The sequence below is a fragment of the Pseudomonas sp. HN11 genome (assembly GCF_021390155.1).
Taxonomy (GTDB): domain Bacteria; phylum Pseudomonadota; class Gammaproteobacteria; order Pseudomonadales; family Pseudomonadaceae; genus Aquipseudomonas.
This window is the reverse complement of the sequence record NZ_CP089985.1, coordinates 1432377-1454778: the sequence shown is the minus strand read 5'-3', so window position 1 is coordinate 1454778 and position 22402 is coordinate 1432377. Positions and strand designations below refer to the sequence as shown.

Below are 22402 nucleotides of genomic sequence, written 5' to 3'. Positions count from 1 at the left end.
TCTGTTATTAGACGCGTTCAATCGCCAGGGCCAAGCCTTGGCCGACGCCCACGCACATGGTCGCCAGGCCTTTACTGCCGCCGGTTTTTTCCAGTTGATGCAATGCCGTCAGTACCAGGCGCGCACCGCTCATGCCCAGTGGGTGGCCGAGGGCGATGGCGCCACCGTTCGGGTTGACCTGCGGCGCGTCGTCGGCGATGCCCAGTTCACGCAGCACCGCCAGGCCTTGGCTGGCGAAGGCTTCGTTGAGCTCGATCACGTCAAAGTCGGTGACGGCCAGGCCAAGACGCTCGACCAGTTTGCGCACCGCCGGCACTGGGCCAATGCCCATCACTCGCGGTGCGACCCCGGCGCTGGCCATGCCCAAGACGCGGGCACGGGCGGTCAGGCCGTGTTTCTTGACGGCTTCGGCGCAGGCCAGGATCAGTGCCGCAGCGCCGTCGTTCACACCCGAGGCGTTGCCGGCGGTCACCGTTTTGTCCGGGCCGTTCACGGGCTTGAGCTTGGCCAGAGCTTCCAGCGTGGTGTCGCGTGGATGCTCATCCTGTTCCACCACGGTTTCGCCTTTTTTGTGGGCGACGCGCACCGGCACGATTTCTTCAGCGAAATACCCCGCGGCCTGAGCCGCGGCCGTGCGTTGCTGGCTGCGCAAGGCAAAAGCGTCCTGGTCGGCACGGGACACCTTGTAATCGTCGGCCACATTGTCGGCCGTCTGCGGCATCGCATCCACGCCGTACTGGGCCTTCATCAGCGGGTTGATAAAGCGCCAGCCGATGGTGGTGTCTTCCAGCTTCATGTTGCGCGAGAACGCGGCATCGGCCTTGCCCATCACGAACGGCGCGCGGGACATCGACTCGACGCCACCGGCAATCGCCAGCTCCATTTCGCCGCTGGCAATCGCGCGGAAGGCAGTGCCGATCGCGTCCATGCCCGAGGCACACAAGCGGTTGAGCGTCACACCCGGAATGCTTTCCGGCAGGCCCGCCAGCAACAGCGCCATGCGCGCCACGTTGCGATTGTCTTCACCGGCCTGGTTGGCGCAGCCGAGGAATACCTCGTCGACGGCAGTCCAATCCACCGACGGGTTGCGTTCTATCAGTGCCTTGATCGGCAGCGCGGCCAGATCGTCGGCCCGCACGCTGGACAGGCCACCGCCAAAACGGCCGATGGGGGTACGAATGGCATCACAGATAAATACGTCGCGCATCAGGCTTCTCCCGGTGCTTGGCCATGGGCAGCCGCGGTGCGTGCTTCAAGGTCGCGCAGGGCGGTCAGCTCTACGTCTGTCGGTTCGGCGGTGGTGTCGACCTGCTCGGCAAACCGAATCGCCCAACCGGTGGCGGCCACCACTTGCTCACGGGTCACGCCCGGGTGCAGCGCGGTGACCACGAACTCATTCGTGCCGGCTTCCGGCTCCATGATGCACAGGTCGGTAATAATCCCTACAGGACCAGCTCCCGGCAGGCCCAGGCGTTTACGCGAGTCGCCGCCTTCGCCGTGGCCGACCGAGGTGATGAAATCGAGCTTGTCGACAAACGAGCGCGCCGACTGTTTGAGGATGATCAGCACGCTCTTGGCCGAACCGGCAATTTCCGGCGCGCCACCGGCACCCGGCAGGCGTACTTTGGGCTGGTGGTAGTCACCGACCACGGTGGTGTTGATATTGCCGAAGCGGTCGACCTGGGCCGCGCCGAGGAAACCCACGTCGATGCGCCCGCCCTGCAGCCAGTAGCGGAAGATCTCGCCGGTCGGCACCACGGTGTCAGCGGTTTCCGCCAGCTCGCCATCACCGATGGACAGCGGCAGCACCGACGGCTTGGCGCCAATCGGGCCGGATTCGTAGATCAATACCACGTCCGGCGACGAGGTCAGGCGCGCCAGGTTGGCCGCCTTGGACGGCAGACCGATGCCGACGAAGCACACGGAGCCGTTCTTGAGGCGGCGCGCGGCGGCGACGGTCATCATTTCATTGGTCGAGTAAGCCATTACTTGGCCTCCTGCGCGGTGGCCAGTTTGGCCTGGAATTCGGTGAAGTCGGCAGTACCGTGGATGTATTCGTTGATCCAGGCAGTAAAGGTCCCACGGTCACGGGCGATCGGGTCCCACGCCTGGTAGAAGCGATTATCACGCTCGTTATAGCCATGGGCGTAGGACGGATGCGCCCCACCCGGCACATGGCACACCGCAGTCAGGGCCCAGGTCGGTAGTACACAGCTATTCATCGGTGCATTCAGGTCATCGACAATTTCTTCGACGGTGACAATGCAGCGCTTGGCCGCCAGGGCAGCTTCTTTCTGCACACCGAGGATGCCCCACAGCAACACGTTGCCCTTGCGGTCGGCCTTTTGTGCGTGGATCACGGTGACGTCCGGACGCACCGACGGCACCGCCGCCAGCACTTCGCCGGTGAACGGGCAGGTGACGGTCTTGATCAGCGGGTTGACCTTGGGCAGGTCGGAGCCGGCATAGGCACGCAGCACCGCAAAGGGCAAACCCGAGGCGCCGGCGACGTAGGCATTGGCCAGGTCGGCATGGCTGTGTTCTTCGATTTCGAGCGGTTGCGGCCATTGCTTCTCGACCGCGTCGCGCAGGCGATGCAGGGAGCCCACCCCCGGGTTGCCACCCCAGGAGAAAATCAGCTTGCGGGCGCAGCCGGCACCAATCAACTGGTCGTAGATCAGGTCAGGCGTCATACGCACCAGCGTCAGGTCTTTCTTGCCCTGACGAATGATTTCATGACCCGCTGCCGTAGGGATCAGATGGGTGAAGCCTTCCAGAGCAACGGTGTCGCCGTCGTTCACAAATTGCTTCACCGCGTCACGCAGCGCGAGGATTTCAGCCATGGGGTTCGGGCTCCCGGTGTGGATCGAAAAAGGCGCTCAGGTGGCGCCGAAGTGGCTTGAAGATTAAGCCGGAGAAATGGGCCAAACAATCCGATAATCGACTCAGCGTTCGATTATCGAACGGATTGTTGGCGAGCTATCGATCAACCTCAGGTGGCATCTGCATGGCTGACCATGCCCTTGATCACCACGGCAGCGGTGGCCAATGCAGCCGGGATCACCAGGGCGGTGAGCACTTGTTCGAAGTTCCAGCCCAGGCCCAGCAGGGTTGCACCCATCCAGGCGCCGAGGATCGCGCCGAAGCGACCGATACCCAGCATCCACGACACGCCAGTCGCGCGGCCTTGGGTCGGATAGAAACGTGCGGCCAGTGAAGGCATTGCCGACTGCGCCCCGTTGACGCACATCCCGGCAATCAGCACCAAGGTCGCCAGAAGGGTGATATTGCCAAGGCTCTGGCCTACGGCGTAGGCAAACACCCCGGCCAGCAGGTAGAAGATGCCGATGACCTTGTGCGGATTGAACCGGTCCATCGCCCAGCCCACGCCCACCGCGCTGAGCACGCCACCAAACTGGAACAAGGCGCCGATGAATGCGGCCTGTTCCAGGCTGGCGCCGCTGTCACGCATCAGGGTCGGCAACCAACTGGTGAGCAGGTAAACGATCACCAGGCCCATGAAGTAGATGAGCCAGAGCAGTAACGTGCCGGCGCTGTAGGTGCCGGAGAAGATCACCGCAAACACATTGCGCGCCTTGACGGTTTTTTGCTCGGGCACGCTGAAGCTGGTGGCTTGGGCGACGACGCTGGGTTCGATGGGTGAGAGGGTTTTGCGCACCTTGTCGGTGCCCCGATTGCGCACTACCAGATAGCGTGCCGACTCCGGCAGCCACAGCATCAGCACCACAACAAGCATCAATGGCAGGATGCCGCCGATCAGCAACAAGGCATGCCAGCCGAACGCCGGGATCAATTTGGCCGAGATAAACCCGCCACCGGCCATGCCCAGGTTGAAGCCGCAGAACATACTGGTCACCAACAAAGACTTGTGGCGTTCGGGGGTGTATTCGGACAATAAAGTAGTGGCATTCGGCATGCCTGCACCCAGGCCCAATCCCGTGAGAAACCGCAACACCAGCAACTGATCGACGTTGCTGCTGTAGGCGGACGCCAAACTGAACGCGCCAAACACCAGCACCGCGCCCACCAGCACCACTTTACGGCCAAAACGGTCTGCCAGCGGGCCGGAGCCCAGTGCACCGAAGACCATGCCTATCAACGCGGCGCTCATCACCGGGCCGAGGCTCGCGCGGTCGATGCCCCAGTCCTGGGACAGCGCAGGCGCAATAAAGCCCATGGCGGCGGTGTCGAGGCCATCGAGGAAAACAATCAGGAAACACAGGATCACCACACGCCACTGATAACGTGACAGTGGCTGGGCGTTGATGAATGACTGGACGTCCAAAGTGGAACCGACAGAAGGCTGATTCATTGTTTTTATTTCCACACCGATGGCGGGCTGACGACCTGGGATCGTCGTTATTATTGAAGCGCTTCAACAGCGCTGCCGCACATTAATAAGCCGGGGGAAACACCGTCAATTGAGCAAACCGGGATCTGTGCGATGACCGAACAGCTTAGGCAAACAGTTGCGCACTCAACTCACGGCTGGCGCTGAGCATGCTCGGCAGGAAGCGCTGTTCCAGCTCACTGCGGCTGACGCGTCCGGCATGGGTGCTGACGTTCAGCGCGGCCAGCACCTGGCCCGACGCGTCATACACCGGAACGGCAATGGAACGCAGGCCTTGCTCCAGTTCCTGGTCGACAATGCACCAGCCCTGCTGACGCACTTGTTGCAGGCATTCGAACAGCGCTTCGGGGGTGGTCAGGGTGCGGCTGGTCTTGGTCTGCAGGTCGGCGTGGTCGAGGTAATCCTGCAGCGAGGCGTCGTCCAGCGCGGCAAGCAGGATGCGCCCCATGGAGGTGCAATAGGCTGGCAGGCGCCCACCCACCGACAGGTCCACGGAGATCAGACGCTGAGTGGTAGCGGAACGGGCAATGTAGAGGATGTCGTCGCCTTCGAGGGTCGCCATGTTGCAGGCTTCATGGAGCTGCTCGCTCATGCGGTCCAGATAGGGCTGGGCCGACACCGCCAACGGTGTGGACGACAGGTACGCATGGCCCAGGGTCAGCACCTTGGGCAGCAGCGAATAGGTACGCCCGTCGGTGGTGGCGTAGCCGAGCTTGATCAACGTATGCAGGCAACGGCGCACGGCGGCGCGGGGGATTTCGGTGCGATGGCTGATCTGGGCGATGGTGAGGTGGCGCTTTCGTTCCTGGAACGCCTGCACCACCGCCAGACCGCGGGCCAGGGAAGTCATGAAGTCCGGATCGCCGGTAAACGCCTGGATACGCTTGGCCGCAGAGGCAACGATCGGCGGCGCCACTGACGCGAAAGAGTTGCGCAATTGATCGTTCATGACAGGATCCTTTCTCTTATTTGTCTACCGCAGGGGAGGTTTGGCTGCTATTACAAGCCCCGCCGGCCGGGATGCACAAGGCAGGGCCGACAACATTGTGCGATTATCGGACGATCATTCGATTATCGCAATTTGCTGTTACTCCCCTTGGCCCACCTGCCCCAAAGTAAATTAACCGGCGCTTAATAACGTCTGAATATGGTTTGAGTGTATGACGGCACCCATTCACGCACTTTCCGACATGTCCGCGTAACAAAACGCTCACACAACGTTGACGGCTTTTAACTTTATGCTGATAGTGTTATTCAGATGCATCGCTATAATGCACCTTGTGCGCAGGTTCACCCGGCTTAATGATCGGGACCGGGGCTCGCCAGGTAATGCACACGCCCTGCATTGTCGATTCCAACTACCTGCTTGAATGACTGCATTTAACAAGTGGCAGCCCGTGCCTGTTCCAGAGTTGACCGCTGCCAAGCGTTCAACCTGAAACAACCCAAGGGCGCATTCAGGCATAAAACTGCAACGTATTTATACTCAACTCAATTAGGTAACGATGTGACGAAAGATGAACTGCGCGCGGAACTTGAGCGCCAGGAGCAACGTTACAAGGACGTTTACGGCGGGGAAGTCACCACTTACGCCGCCCAGCCTGAACCTGAACGCAAACCATGGCGCAAGCGAGCCAGCCTGCTCGACCAGGCATTTGCCCAGGAAATCCAGAAGATTGAACAGGAACTCAAAACCGAAGAGCCCTAGGCGATTCGGTTTGCCCCAAGATGTTGATCTCAAGAGATGGCGCATGGCTAGCACCTAGCCACCTTGGATCCCACCACGATCAGTAAAATTTCATACAAATGTTTCAGGCGTGACGATTTTGTGACAACCCCCCACCCGGAGCACCCTCTGCTTTATAAATCAAAGACTTGCCAAAGCCCCGAAAATCCTGGGATGCACGCCTTTTGCAGGTTTTTTTACAGGGAAGTTTGTTACCGATGAGCAGCTAGTGCATCGATTACTGAGGTTTTCTGGCATAATCGCGCCCCCTTACGACCGGGTCAGAAAACCTTCATGATCGATTTATTCAGCGGACTGGATGCTTGGGTTCTAGTGAGCCTGTTGCTCGCCCTGGCCTTTGTCCTCGCCTTCGAGTTCATCAATGGCTTTCATGACACCGCTAACGCGGTGGCCACAGTCATCTACACCAAAGCCATGCCGCCACACCTGGCCGTGTTCTTCTCCGGGGTGTTCAATTTCCTCGGCGTGTTGCTCGGTGGTGTCGGTGTCGCCTACGCCATCGTGCACTTGCTGCCGGTGGAGTTGCTGATCAATGTGAACACCGGCCATGGTTTGGCGATGGTCTTCTCTTTATTAGCGGCGGCAATCACCTGGAACCTGGGCACCTGGTACTTCGGTATCCCGGCTTCCAGCTCCCACACGCTGATCGGCTCGATCCTTGGTGTCGGCCTAGCTAACGCCCTGATCAACGACATCCCCCTGGCTGACGGTGTGAACTGGCAGAAGGCGATCGATATTGGCGCCTCTCTGGTGTTCTCGCCGATGGCCGGCTTCCTGGTCGCAGCCCTGGTGCTGATCGGCCTGAAATGGTGGCGCCCGCTGTCGAAGATGCATAAGACCCCGGACCAGCGCCGCAAGCTCGACGACAAGAAACACCCGCCGTTCTGGAATCGCCTGGTGCTGGTGATTTCCGCCATGGCCGTGAGTTTCGTGCACGGCTCCAACGACGGTCAGAAAGGCATCGGCCTGATCATGCTGGTGCTGATCGGTATCGTGCCGGCGCAGTTCGTCCTCGACCTGGGCAGCACCACTTACCAGATCGAACGTACCCGCGATGCGACCGTGCATCTGAGCCAGTTCTACCAGCGTAACAACGCCACGCTCGGCGAGTTCCTGGCCCTGGGCAAAAGCGTGAAGAATGACCTGCCGGGCAAGTTCCAATGCAACCCGCAACAGACCGAGCCCACCATCAACGCGCTGGTTGACACCTTGAAAGGCGTCTCCGACTATCACTCGCTGACTTCTGACCAGCGTATTGAAGTGCGTCGTTATTTGCTCTGCCTGGATGACACCGCGAAAAAAGTCGGCAAGTTGCCAGGCTTGGATGCCCGTGAGAAGTCCGACCTCGACAAGCTGCGCAAAGACCTGACCGCCACCACCGAGTATGCCCCGTTCTGGGTCATCCTCGCCGTTGCACTGGCCTTGGGCCTGGGTACTATGGTGGGCTGGAAGCGCGTGGTACTGACCATCGGCGAGAAGATCGGCAAGCAGGGTATGACCTATGCCCAAGGCATGTCGGCGCAGATCACCACCGCGACCATGATTGGTTTTGCCAACATCTTCGCGCTGCCGGTTTCCACCACTCACGTGCTGTCTTCCGGCGTGGCCGGCACCATGGTCGCGAACAAAAGTGGCCTGCAAGGTGGCACTGTGAAGACCATCCTGATGGCTTGGGTGCTGACCCTGCCAGCGACCGTAGGCCTGTCGGCCGGGTTGTTCTGGCTGGCGTCCAAGGCGCTGGGTAGTTGATAACCCAGCCGCAATAAAAAAGGTGCGATCCGTGAGGGTCGCACCTTTTTTTATGTTCGTATTTCTATAGAAGCCGACTCAAACAACAGAAAAAAAAGGCGACCGAAGTCGCCCAAAATGCCTTGCGTGCTCATGTAACCTGGAAAAACCTATGGTTTTTTACGCTTGTTCGCGTCTTTCCAGATAAAAATTCCAAACCCTACAAAAAACAGCACCATGAGGCTTACAGTCAGCACTCCGGCAAATACCACATTATCGATAAACATGACCGGCCTCCCGTGCTTGCCCTGTTGCGATAGGGCTAAGTTAATGGAGAAGGCGGATTGGAAAATTGACCGGGATCAATGTCGCCCGCGACGGGGCGTAAAGAAGGGCAATAACTGACCTGCATCAAGGGATGCAGGTTGTTTCAACGCTTTTTTGGCTTGTTTTTCGGTTTTTTCTTAACTTTGCCGAGTGGCATTGCATGTTCAAACGCTTGGCGGACTTCATTCAGGCGCTTGTCATTGAGGTCATGCACACGCTTGGCGCGTTCGGCATTCAGGTCAATCAGCTTATCGTCTTCACTCATGGCTTGGCTTACGTCGTGGAAGGGGATGGCCCAATAATGCGGCCTCCCCCGCTCAACGGCAAATACGCGAGCGACAAAAGGCAGGCCATCGCACAAAATCGGCACTTTCCCCGACTAGGAGATACATTCAGGTGGCACTGCACAAGGACCTTCCTCCATTGCTGGCACTGCGTGCCTTCGAAGCCGTGGCGCGGCATTTGAGCTTTATCAAAGCCGCCAGCGAGTTATCAGTGACCCAGAGTGCCCTGAGTCACCAGGTGCAAAAACTTGAGCAGCACTTGGGCAAACCCCTGTTCATCCGACGCACCCGCGCGATCGACCTGACCGCCGACGGCCAACAGTACTACGACGAAATCCGCCCTGCCCTCGATGCCATCGCCGCCGCCACTCGCGCACAACGGGTTGCGCCGAGCGCCACCGTGTTGCGCATCGGTTTGCTGGCGTCCTTTGCGACGCTGTGGTTGGCGCCGCGTCTGGCCGGGTTTCTGAACCGCTACCCGCATATCCAGGTAGAGTTGTTGCCGGCGATCCAACTGGCCGACGTCGCGGGCGCCGAAGTTGACCTGGCGATCCGCTACGGCAAGGGCGATTGGCCGGATGTGCAGGCCACGCGGCTGATGCCGGAAATCATCTCCCCAGTGTGCAGCCCGACGTTCAAAGCACTGCAGGATAGCCCGTTGCTGATGGCCACTTCCCACCGCCCCTTCGAATGGACCGACTGGTCCGAGCACTACCACGTCGATCTCACCCACCACCCTCGCGTGATGCTGCACGACTACAACATCGTGGTCGAAGCCGCAGTGGCCGGCCAAGGCATCGCCATGGGCCGCCATCGCATGATCGAGCGGCGTCTGCAGGACGGCAGCCTGGTGGAAGCGTTCGACTGGCCGCCCTACCACAGCGAGATCGGCTATTGGCTCATCGCGCCCGAAGGCCCCGCCACTGAAGCGGCTGCGTGTTTCAGCCGATGGTTGAAGGAAGCCTGCTCCGACGCGTGATTTTTTTAGATACGTCGCGTGAGATCTATCCGTTTGTCGTCCATAGATGCAACCAACATGCTGAACCCTCCCAACTCAAGAGGATTCATCATGAGCGACTCCCTCCGCCAGCGCGTGCAAGCCCTGGGCCTCACACTGCCCACGCCCAGCCAGCCGATTGCCAACTACATCAACCACGTCATCAGCCAGAACCACCTGTTCGTCTCCGGGCAAATTCCCCTGATAGACGGAAAACCCGCGTACATCGGCCGCTTGGGCGAAACCCTCAGCGATGAAGAAGGCGCACAGGCAGCGGAACTGGCGGCCTTGGGCCTGTTGGGACAATTGAGCAACGCCTTGGGTGATGATCTGTCACGCCTGGTGCGCACCGTGCGCCTGGGGGTGTTCATCGCCAGCAGCGGCGAGTTCAAACAACAAAGCGTGGTCGCCAATGGTGCATCCAACCTGCTGGTCAACGCTCTCGGCGAAAAAGGCCGACATGTGCGCACCGCCGTAGGTGTTTCAAGCCTGCCGGCCGGCGTGGCAGTGGAGGTAGATGCCATTTTCGAGTTGCGCCCGTGAGCCCGCTCGAAATCCAGCACCTGCGGGATGACACGCCAGGCTGCCAATCCGGCATCGTGCATTTCAACCCTGCCGGCGCTTCCTTGCCCAGCCAGGCGACGCTCGACGCCATTATCGAACAACTGCAACGCGAGGCTCGCGACGGCCCGATGGAAGCCGGTGAACATGGCGCCGTGCTGGTGGAAAAAGCCCGCCGCGCCGCCGCGCAACTGCTTAATGCCCCTGCCGCTTCGATTGCCTTTGCCAGCAGCGGCTCGACCGCCTGGAGCCTGGCGTTCCAAGCCTTGGCGCCTTGGCAGCCGGGCGATCGCATTCTGGTGGGCCGCCACGAATGGGGCGGCAACCTGGCGAGCATGGAGTTGGCAGTCAAAGCGGGCGCACGGGTGGAAATCATTCCCTGCGATGACACCGGCGCAGCCTGCCCGGTGGCACTGGAGTCGATGATCGATACACACGTCCGGTTGATCGACCTCACCTGGCTCCCGGCCAATGGCGGCCTGATCAACCCCGCCCAGGCCATCGGTGAAGTGGCGAGGCGGCATGCCATCCCCTACTTCATCGATGCTGGCCAAGCCGTCGGCCAGGTGCCGGTGGATGTGCAAGCGTTGCAGTGCGACGTGCTCAAGTCGGCCGGACGCAAACACCTGCGTGGCCCTCGTGGCACTGCGCTGTTGTATGTGCGACCGGATTTTCTTGAACGCTTGAACCCGGCTCAGCGTGACGTGTTTTCAGCACCATGGACTGCCAAGGGTTTTGACCTGCGCAATGACGCCCGGCGCTTTGAAACCAGCGAGGCCTCTTTCGCTTTGCTGGCAGGCTTGGGCAACGCATTGCAGGAGATCAATCGCCTGGGCATCGAGCGCGTCTGGGAAAGGGTGTCGCAAACCGCCGAGCGAATCCGCGATGCGTTGCGTGGGATGACGGGCATTACTCTGCATGACCTGGGCACCCATCAATCAGGCTTGATCGCCTTCAACCTGGCGGGCTGGGATGCATTCGAACTGAAGCGGCGCCTGGGCTTGAAGCGCATCAATATCGGCGCCAATGGCGTGGCCTACACACCGCTGGATATGCAGGCGCGGGGCCTGGAAAGCGTGGCGCGGATCTCGGTCAGCCCGCTCAACACCGAGCACGATATCGAGTTGCTGATGGCCGCCCTGCGCGAGTTGCGCGACTAGACCTCGACGTCCACCCACAGGCCCTGGCGCGGCGCGTCTTCGATCAGTGCAATTACCGGCACGGTGTTGTCTGCGTTGAGTTCATCCCCCGGAATGGCCAGGTGCTGTTCCGGGTCTTCATCGGCCTCGCGCCGGCGTTTTTGTTGTTCCTGCTGGCGGCGTTGTTCTTCGCGCAGCAAAAAAGTCGACGTCTCGGCGTCGCCTTTTTTCAGGTCGATGGTGCTCTCGTTGGAGCCTGGTTGAACGGGCACCACGGGCGGGATATCCGGCTTCTGTCGCACCGGATCGAGTTGTGACGTCACCGGTACAACGCTGACGGGCAGCATGGGTGGCAGCATAGTGATTATTCTCCTGATCAACAGGCTGTCGGCGGGTCGCAGGGCGACTTGAGCGCAGGCTCGCCAACCTGTGACCCAGTCCACACTCCCAAGTGCCCGCCACCCGTCGATTCGGCTTCCGATACGCTGCACCAAGGGCGTAGTTTTTCTCAGAGTCCTTGGGCGTAGGGGCTTGTTCCGTTAAGATAGTCGGCTTTTTCACGGCGGGAGTCAGGCAGCATGGCGCAGCAGTATCAACCGGGGCAACGCTGGATTAGTGACAGCGAAGCAGAGCTGGGGTTAGGCACCGTTCTGGCACAGGACGGCCGCTTGTTGACCGTGCTCTATCCGGCCACTGGCGACACTCGCCAGTATGCGCTACGGAATGCGCCCCTTACTCGCGTGAGGTTTTCGCCGGGTGACAGCATCACCCATTTCGAAGGCTGGAAAATGACCGTACAGGAAGTCGACGACGTCGACGGCCTGCTGGTGTACCACGGCCTCAATGGGCAGAACGAGCAGGTCACCCTGCCGGAAACCCAACTCTCCAACTTCATCCAGTTCCGCCTGGCCAGCGACCGCCTGTTCGCCGGGCAGATCGACCCGCTGGCGTGGTTCTCGCTGCGCTACCACACCCTGGAACACACCAGCCGCCAATTGCAGTCCTCGCTGTGGGGCCTGGGTGGCGTGCGGGCGCAACCTATTGCTCACCAATTGCACATCGCTCGTGAAGTCGCCGACCGCATCGCGCCACGGGTATTGCTGGCCGACGAAGTGGGCCTGGGCAAGACCATCGAAGCTGGCCTGGTGATCCATCGTCAACTGCTGTCGGGCCGCGCCAACCGCGTGTTGATCCTGGTCCCGGAAAACCTGCAGCACCAATGGCTGGTGGAAATGCGCCGCCGTTTCAACCTACAGGTTGCGCTGTTCGACGAAGAACGCTTTATCGAAAGCGATGCCACCAACCCGTTCGAAGACACCCAGCTTGCGCTGGTTGCGCTGGAATGGCTGGTGGACGACGAGAAGGCCCAGGACGCGCTGTTCGCCGCTGGCTGGGACCTGTTGGTCGTCGATGAAGCTCACCACTTGGTCTGGCACGAAGAAAAAGCCAGCCCGGAGTACGCACTGGTCGAGCAATTGGCCGAAGTGATTCCTGGCGTGCTGCTGCTCACCGCCACTCCGGAACAACTGGGCCAGGACAGTCACTTTGCACGGCTGCGCCTGCTGGACCCGAACCGTTTCCATGACCTGCAAGCCTTCCGCGCCGAGAGCGAGAACTATCGCCCGGTCGCCGAAGCCGTGCAGGAACTGTTGGACAAGGGGCGTCTCTCCCCTGCCGCGCACAAAACCATCCAGGGTTTCCTCGGTAACGAAGGGGAGGCGCTGCTCACCGCCGTCAACGATGGCGACACCGAGGCCAGCGCACGCCTGGTGCGCGAGCTGCTCGACCGCCACGGCACCGGCCGCGTGCTGTTCCGCAACACCCGCGCCGCGGTGCAAGGTTTCCCCGAGCGCAAGCTGCACGCCTACCCGCTGCCGAACCCGGACGAATACCTCGAGTTGCCGCTGGGCGAACACGCCGAGTTGTACCCGGAAGTCAGCTTCCAGTCGCAGCCGGACATCGAAGAAGAGAACCGCTGGTGGCGCTTCGACCCACGGGTCGAGTGGCTGATCGACCAACTGAAAATGCTCAAGCGCACCAAGGTCCTGGTAATCTGCGCCCACGCCGAAACCGCCATGGACCTGGAAGACGCCCTGCGCGTGCGCTCCGGCATTCCGGCCACCGTGTTCCACGAAGGCATGAACATCCTCGAACGTGACCGCGCCGCCGCCTACTTCGCCGATGAAGAGTTTGGCGCCCAGGTGCTGATCTGTTCCGAGATCGGCAGTGAAGGTCGCAACTTCCAGTTCTCCCACCATCTGGTGCTGTTCGACCTGCCGTCCCACCCCGATTTGCTGGAACAGCGCATCGGCCGTCTGGACCGGATCGGCCAGAAGCACGTGATCGAACTGCACGTGCCGTACCTGGAAACCAGCCCGCAAGAGCGCCTGTTCCAGTGGTACCACGAAGCGCTCAACGCCTTCCTCAACACCTGCCCGACCGGCAACGCCTTGCAGCATCAATTCGGTCCACGCCTGCTGCCGCTGCTGGAAAACGCCGACGATGCTGAGTGGCAAGCCCTGATCGACGAGGCCCGTGCCGAGCGAGAGCGCCTGGAACAAGAGCTGCACACCGGTCGCGACCGCTTGCTGGAACTCAACTCCGGCGGCGCGGGTGATGGCGATGCACTGGTGGAAGAGATTCTTGAGCAAGACGACCAGTTCGCCCTGCCGATCTATATGGAAACCCTGTTCGACGCGTTTGGCATCGACAGCGAAGACCATTCGGAAAACGCGCTGATCTTGAAGCCCAGCGAAAAAATGCTCGACGCCAGCTTTCCCCTGGGCGACGACGAAGGTGTGACCATCACCTACGACCGTAACCAGGCACTGTCGCGCGAAGACATGCAGTTCATCACCTGGGAACACCCGATGGTGCAAGGCGGTATGGATCTGGTGCTGTCCGGCTCCATGGGCAACACCGCCGTGGCGCTGATCAAGAACAAGGCGCTCAAGCCTGGCACCGTGTTGCTGGAACTGCTCTACGTCAGCGAAGTGGTCGCGCCGCGCTCACTGCAACTGGGCCGTTACCTGCCCCCGGCTGCCCTGCGCTGCCTGCTGGATGCCAATGGCAACGACCTGTCGAGCCGTGTGTCATTCGTGACCCTCAACGATCAGTTGGAAAGCGTGCCACGGGCCAGCGCCAACAAGTTCATCCAGGCCCAGCGCGACCAGCTGACGCCACGGATCAACGCCGGTGAAGAGAAGATCGCCCCGCAACATGCCGAGCGCGTGGCCGAGGCCAAGCGTCGCCTGGCGGCGGACACCGACGAAGAACTGGCGCGCCTGACCGCATTGCAAGCGGTCAACCCGACTGTGCGTGACAGTGAGTTGGTCGCCCTGCGTACCCAGCGCGAACAAGGCCTTGCGATGCTGGATAAGGCGGCGCTGCGACTGGAAGCGATTCGAGTGCTGGTAGCGGGTTGACTACTACCCTTGCCCGCTAAAAAGAAGGCCCGCGCAATACGGGCCTTTTTTATTCACTTTAGAATACCGGTGTCAGTCATTGCCTCTTCGCGAGCAAGCCCGCTTCCACATTTGGAATGCGGTCCCCTGTGGGAGCGGGCTTGCTCGCGAAGCGGTCACCTCGGTTTCAAGCCGTAGCCGCAGCCGCCGGGACCTCAACTCCACTCAACCCCTCCTTCATCTTCTTGGCATCGCGCACAAAACTTCGCGACGCCTGGAACAGAAACAGCATGGTCAAAAACAGCGCCACCGGGATCAGGTACATAGCGTCATGCAACCCCACCGCTTTATAAGCTTCGGTCATTTGTTCCGCCCCCGCCGCATACATCGCCGAATGGGCAAAATGATCGGAGAGCCCGCCCACTACAATCGGGCCCATCCCGCCACCCAGCAAATACAACCCGGCAAAAAACAGCGCCATCGCCGTGGCCCGCAGGCGCGGTTCGACCACGTCCTGAATTGCCGTGTATACGCAGGTGTAGAAGTTATAGGCAAACAACCAGCCCACGCTGAACAGCGCCACAAACACGCCAATCTCGATGCGCCCGGCGTGCAATGCGCAGGCGGTGGTCACGGTAGAAATGATCAGGCTGAACGCCGCAAACAACAGACGACCATTGGCAACCCGCTGGTGGATTTTGTCGGCGACCCAGCCACCCAACGTCAGACCCACCAGGCCGGTCAAGCCGACAATCACGCCAGTGGCGACGGCAGCTTCCTGCAACGGCATCAGGAAGTAGCGCTGCAGCATCGGTACCAGGAACGAGTTGCAAGCGTACGTTGCGAAGTTGAAGCACAACCCGGCCAGCACCAGCCACAGGAAGGTCGGCACCGCCAGCACGCGGCGGATCGGGCGGTCGACGCGTTCTTGGGAGACTTGTACGGTTTCGGCGGCGCCGCGCTTGGGTTCCTTGATATAGAACATGAACACCGCCAGGATGATGCCCGGCACCGCCGCTATAAAGAACGGTGCGCGCCAGCTGTCGAACGCCTTGACCATCCAGCCGATGGTAAAGAACGCCAGCAACAGCCCCAGCGGCAAGCCCAGCATGAAAATGCCCATGGCCCGCGCGCGACGGTGCGCCGGGAACAGGTCGCCAATCAGCGAATTGGCAGCGGGCGCATAGCTGGCTTCGCCAATGCCGATGCCCATGCGCACCAGCAGAAACGTCCAGAAACTGCCGACCATGCCGTTGACCGCCGTCAGCCCGCTCCAGGCAAACAGACCCCAGCCCATCAGTTTGCTGCGCGAGCCGGTATCGGCCAGGCGCCCGAGGGGCAAGCCGGCAATGGCGTAGACGATAGTGAAGGCGGTGCCGATGATGCCGAGCTGGAAGTCGCTCAGGTGCCACTCCATGCGGATTGGTTCAATGATGATTGCCGGAATCGTGCGATCGAAAAAGTTGAACAGGTTGGCGAGGAACAGCAGGAACAGAATGCGCCAGGCATTCGCCGCTTGGGTCGAGTTCTGCATGGGTCCGTCTCTTTATTGTTATGAGAGCTGCGATGCCCGATGCATCCTGCCCGGTACCTGCAACATAGTCAGGCGGGGCCCGGTTGTCTGTAATGATTCGTAAAGCTGATAGGGCATGATTTCGTCCCCTATCACGGGACTTCACCTACAAAAATATAAGTTCATGCCCCCCTTCCCAACGGCCATGGCACGGATAGAATGGCGAGCCTTCCGTAACACCTCCAATCCTACTTTTCTTATCGATGACGCCCATGTCCGAAGCCAGTCCGTGTCTGAATTGCGGTGCCTGCTGTTCACACTTTCGTGTGTCTTTCTTCTGGGGTGAGTGCGCCTCATCGGGGGGCACGGTGCCCGATGACTTGGTGGTGCAGATCAACCCCACCCGCGTGGCAATGATCGGCACCGACCAGAAACCCGCGCGCTGCTGCAGCCTTGAAGGAGAAGTGGGCCAAGGCACCCGCTGCACGATTTACGATCAGCGTTCCAGTGTGTGCCGTGAATTCGAGTCCTCCTGGTATGAGGGCGTGCACAACGCCGATTGCGATGCAGCCCGCGCCGCATTTGGCCTCGCGCCTTTGGAAGCACCGTTCGAATTGGACCTGCCCATCAGCGCTTAGCATCAAACGCTATGGATGGCATGCCAAAATTGTAGAAAATCAAAGTGCCATTACTCCTTGGCGAATTCTCCTACGCGTCTACACTGGTCCTCATAGGTCATCGCCGTAGGCAGTGACGTGACGCTATGACGGGACATGCTATGGAATGGCTGGGTCTGCATTTTTTTACCGCGCTTCCAGAGAGCGGGCACTTATTACTCAATTGCAGTCATAACCCCTTCCTGGTGTTACTTGCCTATCTGGTCGCGTGCGCGGCGGGTTTTGGCACGCTGGACATGGCCGAACGCGTCGGACACGTCGAAGACCCTACCGCGCGGCGCCACTGGCGATGGCTAGGTGCCGGTTGTCTGGCAGGCGGGATCTGGTCCACCCACTTCATCAGCATGCTGGCCTTCCAGGCCCCGATCGCCATCCACTACGACCTGTTGATGACGTTCGCATCCTTACTGATCGCGCTGATCGCGTCGTTGATCGCCATGCAAACCCTCAGTCACTCCAACCTGCGTTTCCACCAGTATTTACTGGCGTCGGTGTGGATGGGCATCGGTATCGCCTTGATGCATTACATCGGCATGTCGGCGATGCGGTCACAGGCTCAGCTGTACTTTGACTCGGGACTGTTCCTGGCTTCGGTGGGCATCGCCATGGGCGCCAGCCTGGCTGCGTTGTTGCTGTCGAGCTATTTGCGCACGGGATCGGGCGTGTTTCACCAACTGCTCAAATATGCCGCCAGCCTGGTATTGGGTGCCGGAATATTGAGCATGCATTTTACGGGTATGGCCGCCCTGCAATTGATCGTGCCTACCGGGGCCGACCTGTCGTTGTCTGCGGACAACAACCCGATTCAACTTGGCCTGTCGGTGGCCGTCATCACCCTGCTGGTGATCGGCAGCAGCATCAGCGCTGCCCTGGCCGACAAGAAGCTGCAGCACAAGGAACGTGACCTGCGCCGGGTCAATGCCCTGCTCAGCGAACTCGATCAAGCACGTGCCTCGCTGCAACAGGTGGCCCACTACGATGCCCTGACCAGCCTGCTCAACCGCCGGGGTTTCAACCAGATCTTTGCCGAGAAGCTCGCCGAAAAAACCGCCTCCCATGGCATGATGGCGGTGATCTTTCTGGATATAGACCACTTCAAACGCATCAATGACAGCCTCGGGCATGACGCCGGCGACCAATTGCTCACCGTGCTGGCCGGACACATCAAGGGCTCGGTGCGCAGTCACGCCGACGTGGTCGCGCGGTTTGGCGGCGATGAGTTCTGCATCCTGATCAGCATCCACCACCGCGACGAAGCCCGGCACCTGGCCCAGCGGATCATGCAACAGATGAAAGAGCCCATCGAACTGGCCGGACGGCGCATGGTGATGACCACCAGCATTGGTATCAGCCTGTTCCCCGATGACGGCCTGACCTGCGAAGAGCTGTTGAAAACCGCCGACCTGGCGCTGTATCAGTCCAAGGATGCCGGGCGAAACAGCCTGAATTTCTTTAGTTCCAACCTGAAAACCCGCGCCTTCCTCGAATTGCAATTGGAAGAGGAACTACGCGCAGCGCTGCGCACCCATAACCAACTGGTGCTGTTCTATCAACCGATCTTCGACATGAAATTGGGCAAGGTCACACGGCTGGAAGCGCTGGTGCGCTGGCAACATCCACAGCACGGCTTACTGGCCCCGGACCGGTTTATCGGGATCGCCGAAAGCAACGGGCTGATTGCCGAATTGGACCACTGGGTATTGCGCCAAGCCTGTCATGATCTGAGCCTGCTGTCTGAACGGGGTTATACCGACCTGACCATGACGGTGAACTGCTCGGCCCTGAATCTGGCGCGCGATGAGTTGGCGGACGAAATCGAAGACGCGTTGCGCTTCAGCGGGATCGGCGCCAACCGACTGGAGTTGGAAGTGACCGAAAACGCGCTGATGGGCAACATCAGCAGCACCCTGGCGTTGCTGCGGCAGATTCGCGCGCTGGGCGTGTCGCTGGCCATCGACGACTTCGGCACCGGCTACTCGTCACTCGCTTACCTCAAGCGCTTGCCCCTCAACACCCTGAAAATCGACCGCTCGTTTATCCAGGACATTCCCAAGTCCATCGCCGATATCGAGATCGTCCAGGCGGTGATCGGCATGGCTCACACCCTCCATTTGCAGGTGGTAACCGAAGGCGTGGAAACCCAGGCCCAATTCGAGGTCCTGCTCAGACATGGCTGCGATTTCGTACAGGGTTACCTGTTAAGCCCGGCGGTGCCAGCCAGTGACATCATCGGTGTGATGCAAGGCATCAACCAGCGCAACCCGATCCCCCCGCATAGAGAGGCGGGCAACCAGGACAGCAGTCCGCCGAAAGACGCCTCCCCAAACCGTGGAGGCTCCGCGTCCATCGTCAGGCCAATTCGCTGACGCCGACATCCTGGCATTTAGCCGTCATTCCAAAAATAACTCTGCCACCCGCTGCCTCAATAGGCTCTTCGTTGTTGCAAGTAGGCGATGATGGCCTGCTCGTCTGCCGCTTTGGCAGGCCGAGGCAGTTGCTTAGGCCAGGCGGATGCTTGCGTACCGAAGAACTTATTCTGTTCAGCCTCATCCCAGCCACGGATCTCACGCGAGGCCGACTCCCACCAACCTTGTCGACACACCTGGTAATAGGGGTGCTCAGGTGCCGCGCTGCCGTAAAGCAAATCGCGCCCCACCCTCTTCACATGCTTGCGCTGATTGCGCAGTTTCCATTTGATGCGCAATCGCTGCCAGGCCGAGGGCATGGGCTTGACCTGCGGTACGTCAAGGCAACGCGCGACCAGCTCAGGGCTGAAGGCTTCACCGTGAAGGCTGAAGAAACGCGCCTGCATGGCATGGAAGAAGCGTTTGTCGGCGTAATAGTGATGAACGAACTTCCTGGCCTCGCGCACCGTGTTGCCACGCATTGCGAAGGAAATCGCGACTTGCTCGATGGTGTGGATATCGAATGAGTCCTGGGTCCACTCGTCGATCAGGCGGATCGAGGTTTCAAGCAGCGACGCATCCGTATCACGGACACCGCACAGGCCACTATTGTAGAGCTTGAAGCTGTTGCCGGCAGACACACCATGGGTGTGCAGGTGCTTGCCCAGCTTGAGGTAATCCGGCCGTTCGCAGACGTAGCTCCAGTCGTACTCGAACTCGTCCATCACATACTGGCCAGGCTCGATCAGTTCGAACACGCGATGGGGAGACTTGAGGAACACCGTGTCGGTGTCGACAAACAGGGTCTTGTCCGCCAGCGTCAACCCTTGGGCGATCGCACAGGCTTTGCGTCGGTGAAGGTAGCCGTTTCCACCCTGCCATTGGATCAGGGTCTGCTCGTCGAGCTCGATGGTTTCCACCGGCCAACCGATGAAGTCCTGAGGACGGTCGGTCATGACCCGGATGCACAGCGACTCGCCCTGCTTGAGCTGTGACAAGGCGCTGAGAATGCTGAACTTGGCTTCGCGCCGATAAACATCCTGTTTACCGTAGATCAGATAAAGCAACTGGTGCGAGGGTTTCGCTGAGAGGGGCAGCGTTGACAGCATGACGAACTCCGGATGGCAGGCGGCGAACTTTACCGGACTTCACCTTTTCCTACGTCGGAATCTGACAACTAACAGGCTTTATTCACACTAAGAAACAATTCTCCCGCGCTTTGGGCGACGGGAAAACTGTTCCCATAACGTGCGCGTCACCCTGGGCTGTGACCTTTCTTCACGGCAAGATGCCATCACCCCGCCAGCAGTTACCCCGCTACACACTTTCAAAGCAGAAAATCACGCCCCTTTTTGGTGCCTAGCTCGAAGACACTGCCCTTTCCTGGATCAGGATCCAAGGCGAAACCACCACCGCCCACAGCTTCGGATCGCGCTCCACCAGGTCCAGCGCCCGCGTCGCAGACACCTCGGCCAGGCTGCCAGAGGCCAGCCAGGCAGCGACTTTGTCGCGGTTGTCTTCGGCCATTGCTTCGGCGGCTTCGATCAAATCCAGCCCGGCGTCGACCCACAATAGGGCACCCTTGGCGAAGAACGGCTCAAGCTCTTTCCAGGATATTTCGGCGGTTTCACCGAGCAGCTTGGCATAGAGGGTGCTAGGTTCTTGCGTCATGGGAATTCACCTGAGTAAAAAAACGGCGCAATCATAACGTCGTGGCTCTGGTAGAAAAACCCAGTTGCAAATGAGTCACCGAGAGAAAGTGTCAGTAAAGCCAAGGATTGCCCGAAACTCTGGCATTACCCCGCCGCGATTCTGTCTTTTTCTTTCATTTAAGCGACACACCCGGGTTTTGCCCCCAGCAGCCAGCTTTTCAAGCGATGAACCGGCGCTCTACACTGTACCGGTACAGTTGCCAGGGCACTGCCGGGGGGATATCCGAGATATCTGATCCGGTTCTGCAGCTCACAAGGCCGCTAGAACTATAAAAAATACAACAGTAAGAGTGGAGCACTATGAATAAGGCTACTAAGCAGATTTCCAAACTGTTTGCCGCTATGGTCCTGGCTGGGGTTGCCGGCCATTCGTTCGCAGCCGACACCATCAAGATCGGTATCGCAGGTCCTAAAACCGGTCCAGTGACACAATACGGCGACATGCAATTCATGGGTGCCAAGCAAGCCATCGCTGACATCAACGCCAAAGGTGGCGTCGACGGTAAAATGCTTGAAGCCAAGGAATACGACGACGCTTGCGATCCTAAACAAGCCGTTGCCGTCGCGAACAAAGTGGTCAACGACGGCGTCAAGTTCGTGGTCGGTCACCTCTGCTCCAGCTCCACTCAGCCAGCCTCCGACATCTATGAAGATGAAGGCGTGATCATGATTACCCCGGCTGCCACCAGCCCGGAAATCACCGCCCGTGGCTACAAGCTGATCTTCCGCACCATCGGCCTGGACAGCGCCCAGGGCCCAGCCGCCGGCAACTACATCGCCGACCACGTGAAGCCGAAGATCGTCGCCGTACTGCACGACAAACAGCAATACGGTGAGGGCATCGCCACCGCCGTGAAACAGACCCTCGAGAAAAAAGGCACCAAGGTTGCCGTCTTCGAAGGCCTGAACGCCGGCGACAAAGATTTCTCCTCGATCATCCAGAAACTCAAGCAAGCCAACGTCGACTTCGTCTACTACGGCGGCTACCACCCTGAGCTGGGCCTGATCCTGCGCCAGGCCAAGGAAAAAGGCCTGAACGCCAAGTTCATGGGTCCAGAAGGCGTCGGCAACGATTCCATCTCGCAAATCGCCCAGGGCGCTTCCGAAGGCCTGCTGGTGACCCTGCCTAAGTCCTTCGACACCGATCCGGCCAACAAAGCCATCGTTGAAGAGTTCGCCAAGAACAAGCAGGACCCAACTGGTCCGTTCGTGTTCCCAGCCTACTCGGCCATTGAAGTGATCGCCGGCGGTATTACCGCTGCGAAGAGCGAAGACACCGCCAAAGTGGCCGCCGCCATCCACGCGGGCACTTTCAAGACGCCTACCGGCGACCTGAGCTTCGATGCCAAGGGCGACTTGAAGGACTTCAAATTCGTGGTCTACGAATGGCACTTCGGTAAACCAAAAACCGAAGTTTCCCCTCAGTAAGCCGGGCGTTACTGGTCCAACAAGCCCACTGTGAGAGCAGTGGGCTTTGTTTTACGAGGTTTATGGGCCTGTCACCCGCGATCCGGGCGCTGGCTCACCTGAAAATCT

At 59.9% G+C, this 22402-nt stretch carries 20 protein-coding genes; 9 read left to right on the top strand and 11 right to left on the bottom strand.

Going from position 1 to position 22402, the window contains the following annotated elements; all coding sequences use genetic code 11:
• Positions 1 to 7: 7 nt before the first annotated feature.
• The 5 genes from pcaF to pcaR form a co-directional block, all read right to left on the bottom strand.
• Positions 8 to 1210, bottom strand: a complete 1203-nt coding sequence (gene pcaF, locus LVW35_RS06610) for a 3-oxoadipyl-CoA thiolase (RefSeq protein WP_233896420.1) — start codon at positions 1208 to 1210, stop codon at positions 8 to 10.
• Complete coding sequence (locus tag LVW35_RS06605; RefSeq protein ID WP_233894341.1) at positions 1207 to 1986, bottom strand: CoA-transferase subunit beta; 780 nt, start codon at positions 1984 to 1986, stop codon at positions 1207 to 1209. Before LVW35_RS06605 ends, pcaF begins: the two co-directional genes overlap by 4 nt.
• Entirely contained in the window at positions 1986 to 2843 is an 858-nt protein-coding gene (locus tag LVW35_RS06600; RefSeq protein ID WP_010212331.1) for a CoA transferase subunit A, read from the bottom strand. Before LVW35_RS06600 ends, LVW35_RS06605 begins: the two co-directional genes overlap by 1 nt.
• 149 nt (positions 2844 to 2992) lie before the next feature.
• Complete coding sequence (locus LVW35_RS06595; RefSeq protein ID WP_233894340.1) at positions 2993 to 4333, bottom strand: MFS transporter; 1341 nt, start codon at positions 4331 to 4333, stop codon at positions 2993 to 2995.
• Positions 4334 to 4478: 145 nt separating this feature from the next.
• Entirely contained in the window at positions 4479 to 5321 is an 843-nt protein-coding gene (pcaR, locus tag LVW35_RS06590) for a pca regulon transcriptional regulator PcaR (protein ID WP_233894339.1), read from the bottom strand.
• Positions 5322 to 5879: 558 nt separating this feature from the next.
• Between pcaR and LVW35_RS06585 the strand changes: the two genes are divergently transcribed.
• Together LVW35_RS06585 and LVW35_RS06580 are read left to right on the top strand one after the other, a co-directional pair.
• Positions 5880 to 6080 carry a hypothetical protein gene (locus tag LVW35_RS06585; protein ID WP_003189295.1) on the top strand — a complete coding sequence of 67 codons (201 nt, stop codon included), beginning with the start codon at positions 5880 to 5882 and terminating at the stop codon, positions 6078 to 6080.
• A 312-nt stretch (positions 6081 to 6392) separates the two neighbouring features.
• Complete coding sequence (locus LVW35_RS06580; RefSeq protein ID WP_028619266.1) at positions 6393 to 7868, top strand: inorganic phosphate transporter; 1476 nt, start codon at positions 6393 to 6395, stop codon at positions 7866 to 7868.
• Between the two features lie 149 nt (positions 7869 to 8017).
• Here the strand turns inward: LVW35_RS06580 and ccoM are convergent, their stop codons facing one another.
• Both ccoM and LVW35_RS06575 read right to left on the bottom strand, forming a co-directional pair.
• Positions 8018 to 8134 carry a cytochrome c oxidase subunit CcoM gene (gene ccoM / locus LVW35_RS28955; RefSeq protein WP_003172387.1) on the bottom strand — a complete coding sequence of 39 codons (117 nt, stop codon included), beginning with the start codon at positions 8132 to 8134 and terminating at the stop codon, positions 8018 to 8020.
• Between the two features lie 143 nt (positions 8135 to 8277).
• Positions 8278 to 8439, bottom strand: a complete 162-nt coding sequence (locus LVW35_RS06575; protein WP_095015015.1) for a hypothetical protein — start codon at positions 8437 to 8439, stop codon at positions 8278 to 8280.
• Positions 8440 to 8570: 131 nt separating this feature from the next.
• Here LVW35_RS06575 and LVW35_RS06570 point away from each other — a divergent pair, with 131 nt between their 5' ends.
• The 3 genes from LVW35_RS06570 (at position 8571) to LVW35_RS06560 (ending at position 11176) form a co-directional block, all read left to right on the top strand.
• The gene (locus LVW35_RS06570) at positions 8571 to 9437 is read left to right on the top strand and encodes a LysR substrate-binding domain-containing protein (RefSeq protein ID WP_233894338.1); all 867 of its coding nucleotides are present in this window, start codon (positions 8571 to 8573) and stop codon (positions 9435 to 9437) included.
• 90 nt (positions 9438 to 9527) lie between these two features.
• Entirely contained in the window at positions 9528 to 9998 is a 471-nt protein-coding gene (locus LVW35_RS06565; protein ID WP_233894336.1) for a RidA family protein, read from the top strand.
• Positions 9995 to 11176, top strand: a complete 1182-nt coding sequence (locus tag LVW35_RS06560) for an aminotransferase class V-fold PLP-dependent enzyme (protein ID WP_233894334.1) — start codon at positions 9995 to 9997, stop codon at positions 11174 to 11176. Before LVW35_RS06565 ends, LVW35_RS06560 begins: the two co-directional genes overlap by 4 nt.
• On the opposite strand, the gene LVW35_RS06555 is transcribed toward LVW35_RS06560, so the two are convergent.
• The gene (locus tag LVW35_RS06555) at positions 11173 to 11514 is read right to left on the bottom strand and encodes an aspartate-semialdehyde dehydrogenase (RefSeq protein ID WP_233894332.1); all 342 of its coding nucleotides are present in this window, start codon (positions 11512 to 11514) and stop codon (positions 11173 to 11175) included. The two genes, LVW35_RS06560 and LVW35_RS06555, sit on opposite strands and share 4 nt — an antisense overlap.
• Before the next feature lie 219 nt (positions 11515 to 11733).
• Between LVW35_RS06555 and rapA the strand changes: the two genes are divergently transcribed.
• Positions 11734 to 14580 carry an RNA polymerase-associated protein RapA gene (gene rapA, locus LVW35_RS06550; RefSeq protein WP_233894330.1) on the top strand — a complete coding sequence of 949 codons (2847 nt, stop codon included), beginning with the start codon at positions 11734 to 11736 and terminating at the stop codon, positions 14578 to 14580.
• Positions 14581 to 14746: 166 nt separating this feature from the next.
• Here the strand turns inward: rapA and LVW35_RS06545 are convergent, their stop codons facing one another.
• The gene (locus LVW35_RS06545; RefSeq protein ID WP_233894328.1) at positions 14747 to 16093 is read right to left on the bottom strand and encodes a spinster family MFS transporter; all 1347 of its coding nucleotides are present in this window, start codon (positions 16091 to 16093) and stop codon (positions 14747 to 14749) included.
• Positions 16094 to 16344: 251 nt separating this feature from the next.
• Between LVW35_RS06545 and LVW35_RS06540 the strand changes: the two genes are divergently transcribed.
• Together LVW35_RS06540 and LVW35_RS06535 are read left to right on the top strand one after the other, a co-directional pair.
• Complete coding sequence (locus LVW35_RS06540) at positions 16345 to 16710, top strand: YkgJ family cysteine cluster protein (protein WP_038849758.1); 366 nt, start codon at positions 16345 to 16347, stop codon at positions 16708 to 16710.
• A gap of 140 nt (positions 16711 to 16850) precedes the next feature.
• The gene (locus LVW35_RS06535; RefSeq protein ID WP_233894326.1) at positions 16851 to 19115 is read left to right on the top strand and encodes a putative bifunctional diguanylate cyclase/phosphodiesterase; all 2265 of its coding nucleotides are present in this window, start codon (positions 16851 to 16853) and stop codon (positions 19113 to 19115) included.
• A gap of 56 nt (positions 19116 to 19171) precedes the next feature.
• On the opposite strand, the gene LVW35_RS06530 is transcribed toward LVW35_RS06535, so the two are convergent.
• On the bottom strand, positions 19172 to 20263 hold the full coding sequence (locus LVW35_RS06530) for a hypothetical protein (protein ID WP_233894324.1): 1092 nt from the start codon (positions 20261 to 20263) through the stop codon (positions 19172 to 19174).
• Between the two features lie 250 nt (positions 20264 to 20513).
• Positions 20514 to 20825: a DUF2288 domain-containing protein gene (locus LVW35_RS06525; RefSeq protein WP_233894323.1), complete on the bottom strand. Its 312-nt coding sequence runs from the start codon at positions 20823 to 20825 to the stop codon at positions 20514 to 20516.
• Positions 20826 to 21166: 341 nt separating this feature from the next.
• On the opposite strand from LVW35_RS06525, the gene LVW35_RS06520 reads away from it, so the two are divergent.
• Positions 21167 to 22294, top strand: a complete 1128-nt coding sequence (locus LVW35_RS06520; RefSeq protein ID WP_028619258.1) for a branched-chain amino acid ABC transporter substrate-binding protein — start codon at positions 21167 to 21169, stop codon at positions 22292 to 22294.
• Positions 22295 to 22402 lie beyond the last annotated feature (108 nt).

Excerpts from the sequence above, each read along its gene's own strand:
- LVW35_RS06575 (WP_095015015.1), bottom strand. The coding sequence starts at position 8,439 with ATGAGTGAAGACGATAAGCTGATTGACCTGAATGCCGAACGCGCCAAG.
- LVW35_RS06545 (WP_233894328.1), bottom strand. The coding sequence starts at position 16,093 with ATGCAGAACTCGACCCAAGCGGCGAATGCCTGGCGCATTCTGTTCCTG.
- LVW35_RS06565 (WP_233894336.1), top strand. The coding sequence starts at position 9,528 with ATGAGCGACTCCCTCCGCCAGCGCGTGCAAGCCCTGGGCCTCACACTG.
- LVW35_RS06600 (WP_010212331.1), bottom strand. The coding sequence starts at position 2,843 with ATGGCTGAAATCCTCGCGCTGCGTGACGCGGTGAAGCAATTTGTGAAC.
- LVW35_RS06525 (WP_233894323.1), bottom strand. The coding sequence starts at position 20,825 with ATGACGCAAGAACCTAGCACCCTCTATGCCAAGCTGCTCGGTGAAACC.
- pcaR (WP_233894339.1), bottom strand. The coding sequence starts at position 5,321 with ATGAACGATCAATTGCGCAACTCTTTCGCGTCAGTGGCGCCGCCGATC.
- LVW35_RS06540 (WP_038849758.1), top strand. The coding sequence starts at position 16,345 with ATGTCCGAAGCCAGTCCGTGTCTGAATTGCGGTGCCTGCTGTTCACAC.
- LVW35_RS06535 (WP_233894326.1), top strand. The coding sequence starts at position 16,851 with ATGGAATGGCTGGGTCTGCATTTTTTTACCGCGCTTCCAGAGAGCGGG.
- LVW35_RS06520 (WP_028619258.1), top strand. The coding sequence starts at position 21,167 with ATGAATAAGGCTACTAAGCAGATTTCCAAACTGTTTGCCGCTATGGTC.
- rapA (WP_233894330.1), top strand. The coding sequence starts at position 11,734 with ATGGCGCAGCAGTATCAACCGGGGCAACGCTGGATTAGTGACAGCGAA.
- LVW35_RS06530 (WP_233894324.1), bottom strand. The coding sequence starts at position 20,263 with ATGCTGTCAACGCTGCCCCTCTCAGCGAAACCCTCGCACCAGTTGCTT.
- ccoM (WP_003172387.1), bottom strand. The coding sequence starts at position 8,134 with ATGTTTATCGATAATGTGGTATTTGCCGGAGTGCTGACTGTAAGCCTC.
- LVW35_RS06605 (WP_233894341.1), bottom strand. The coding sequence starts at position 1,986 with ATGGCTTACTCGACCAATGAAATGATGACCGTCGCCGCCGCGCGCCGC.
- LVW35_RS06555 (WP_233894332.1), bottom strand. The coding sequence starts at position 11,514 with ATGCTGCCACCCATGCTGCCCGTCAGCGTTGTACCGGTGACGTCACAA.
- LVW35_RS06595 (WP_233894340.1), bottom strand. The coding sequence starts at position 4,333 with ATGAATCAGCCTTCTGTCGGTTCCACTTTGGACGTCCAGTCATTCATC.
- LVW35_RS06580 (WP_028619266.1), top strand. The coding sequence starts at position 6,393 with ATGATCGATTTATTCAGCGGACTGGATGCTTGGGTTCTAGTGAGCCTG.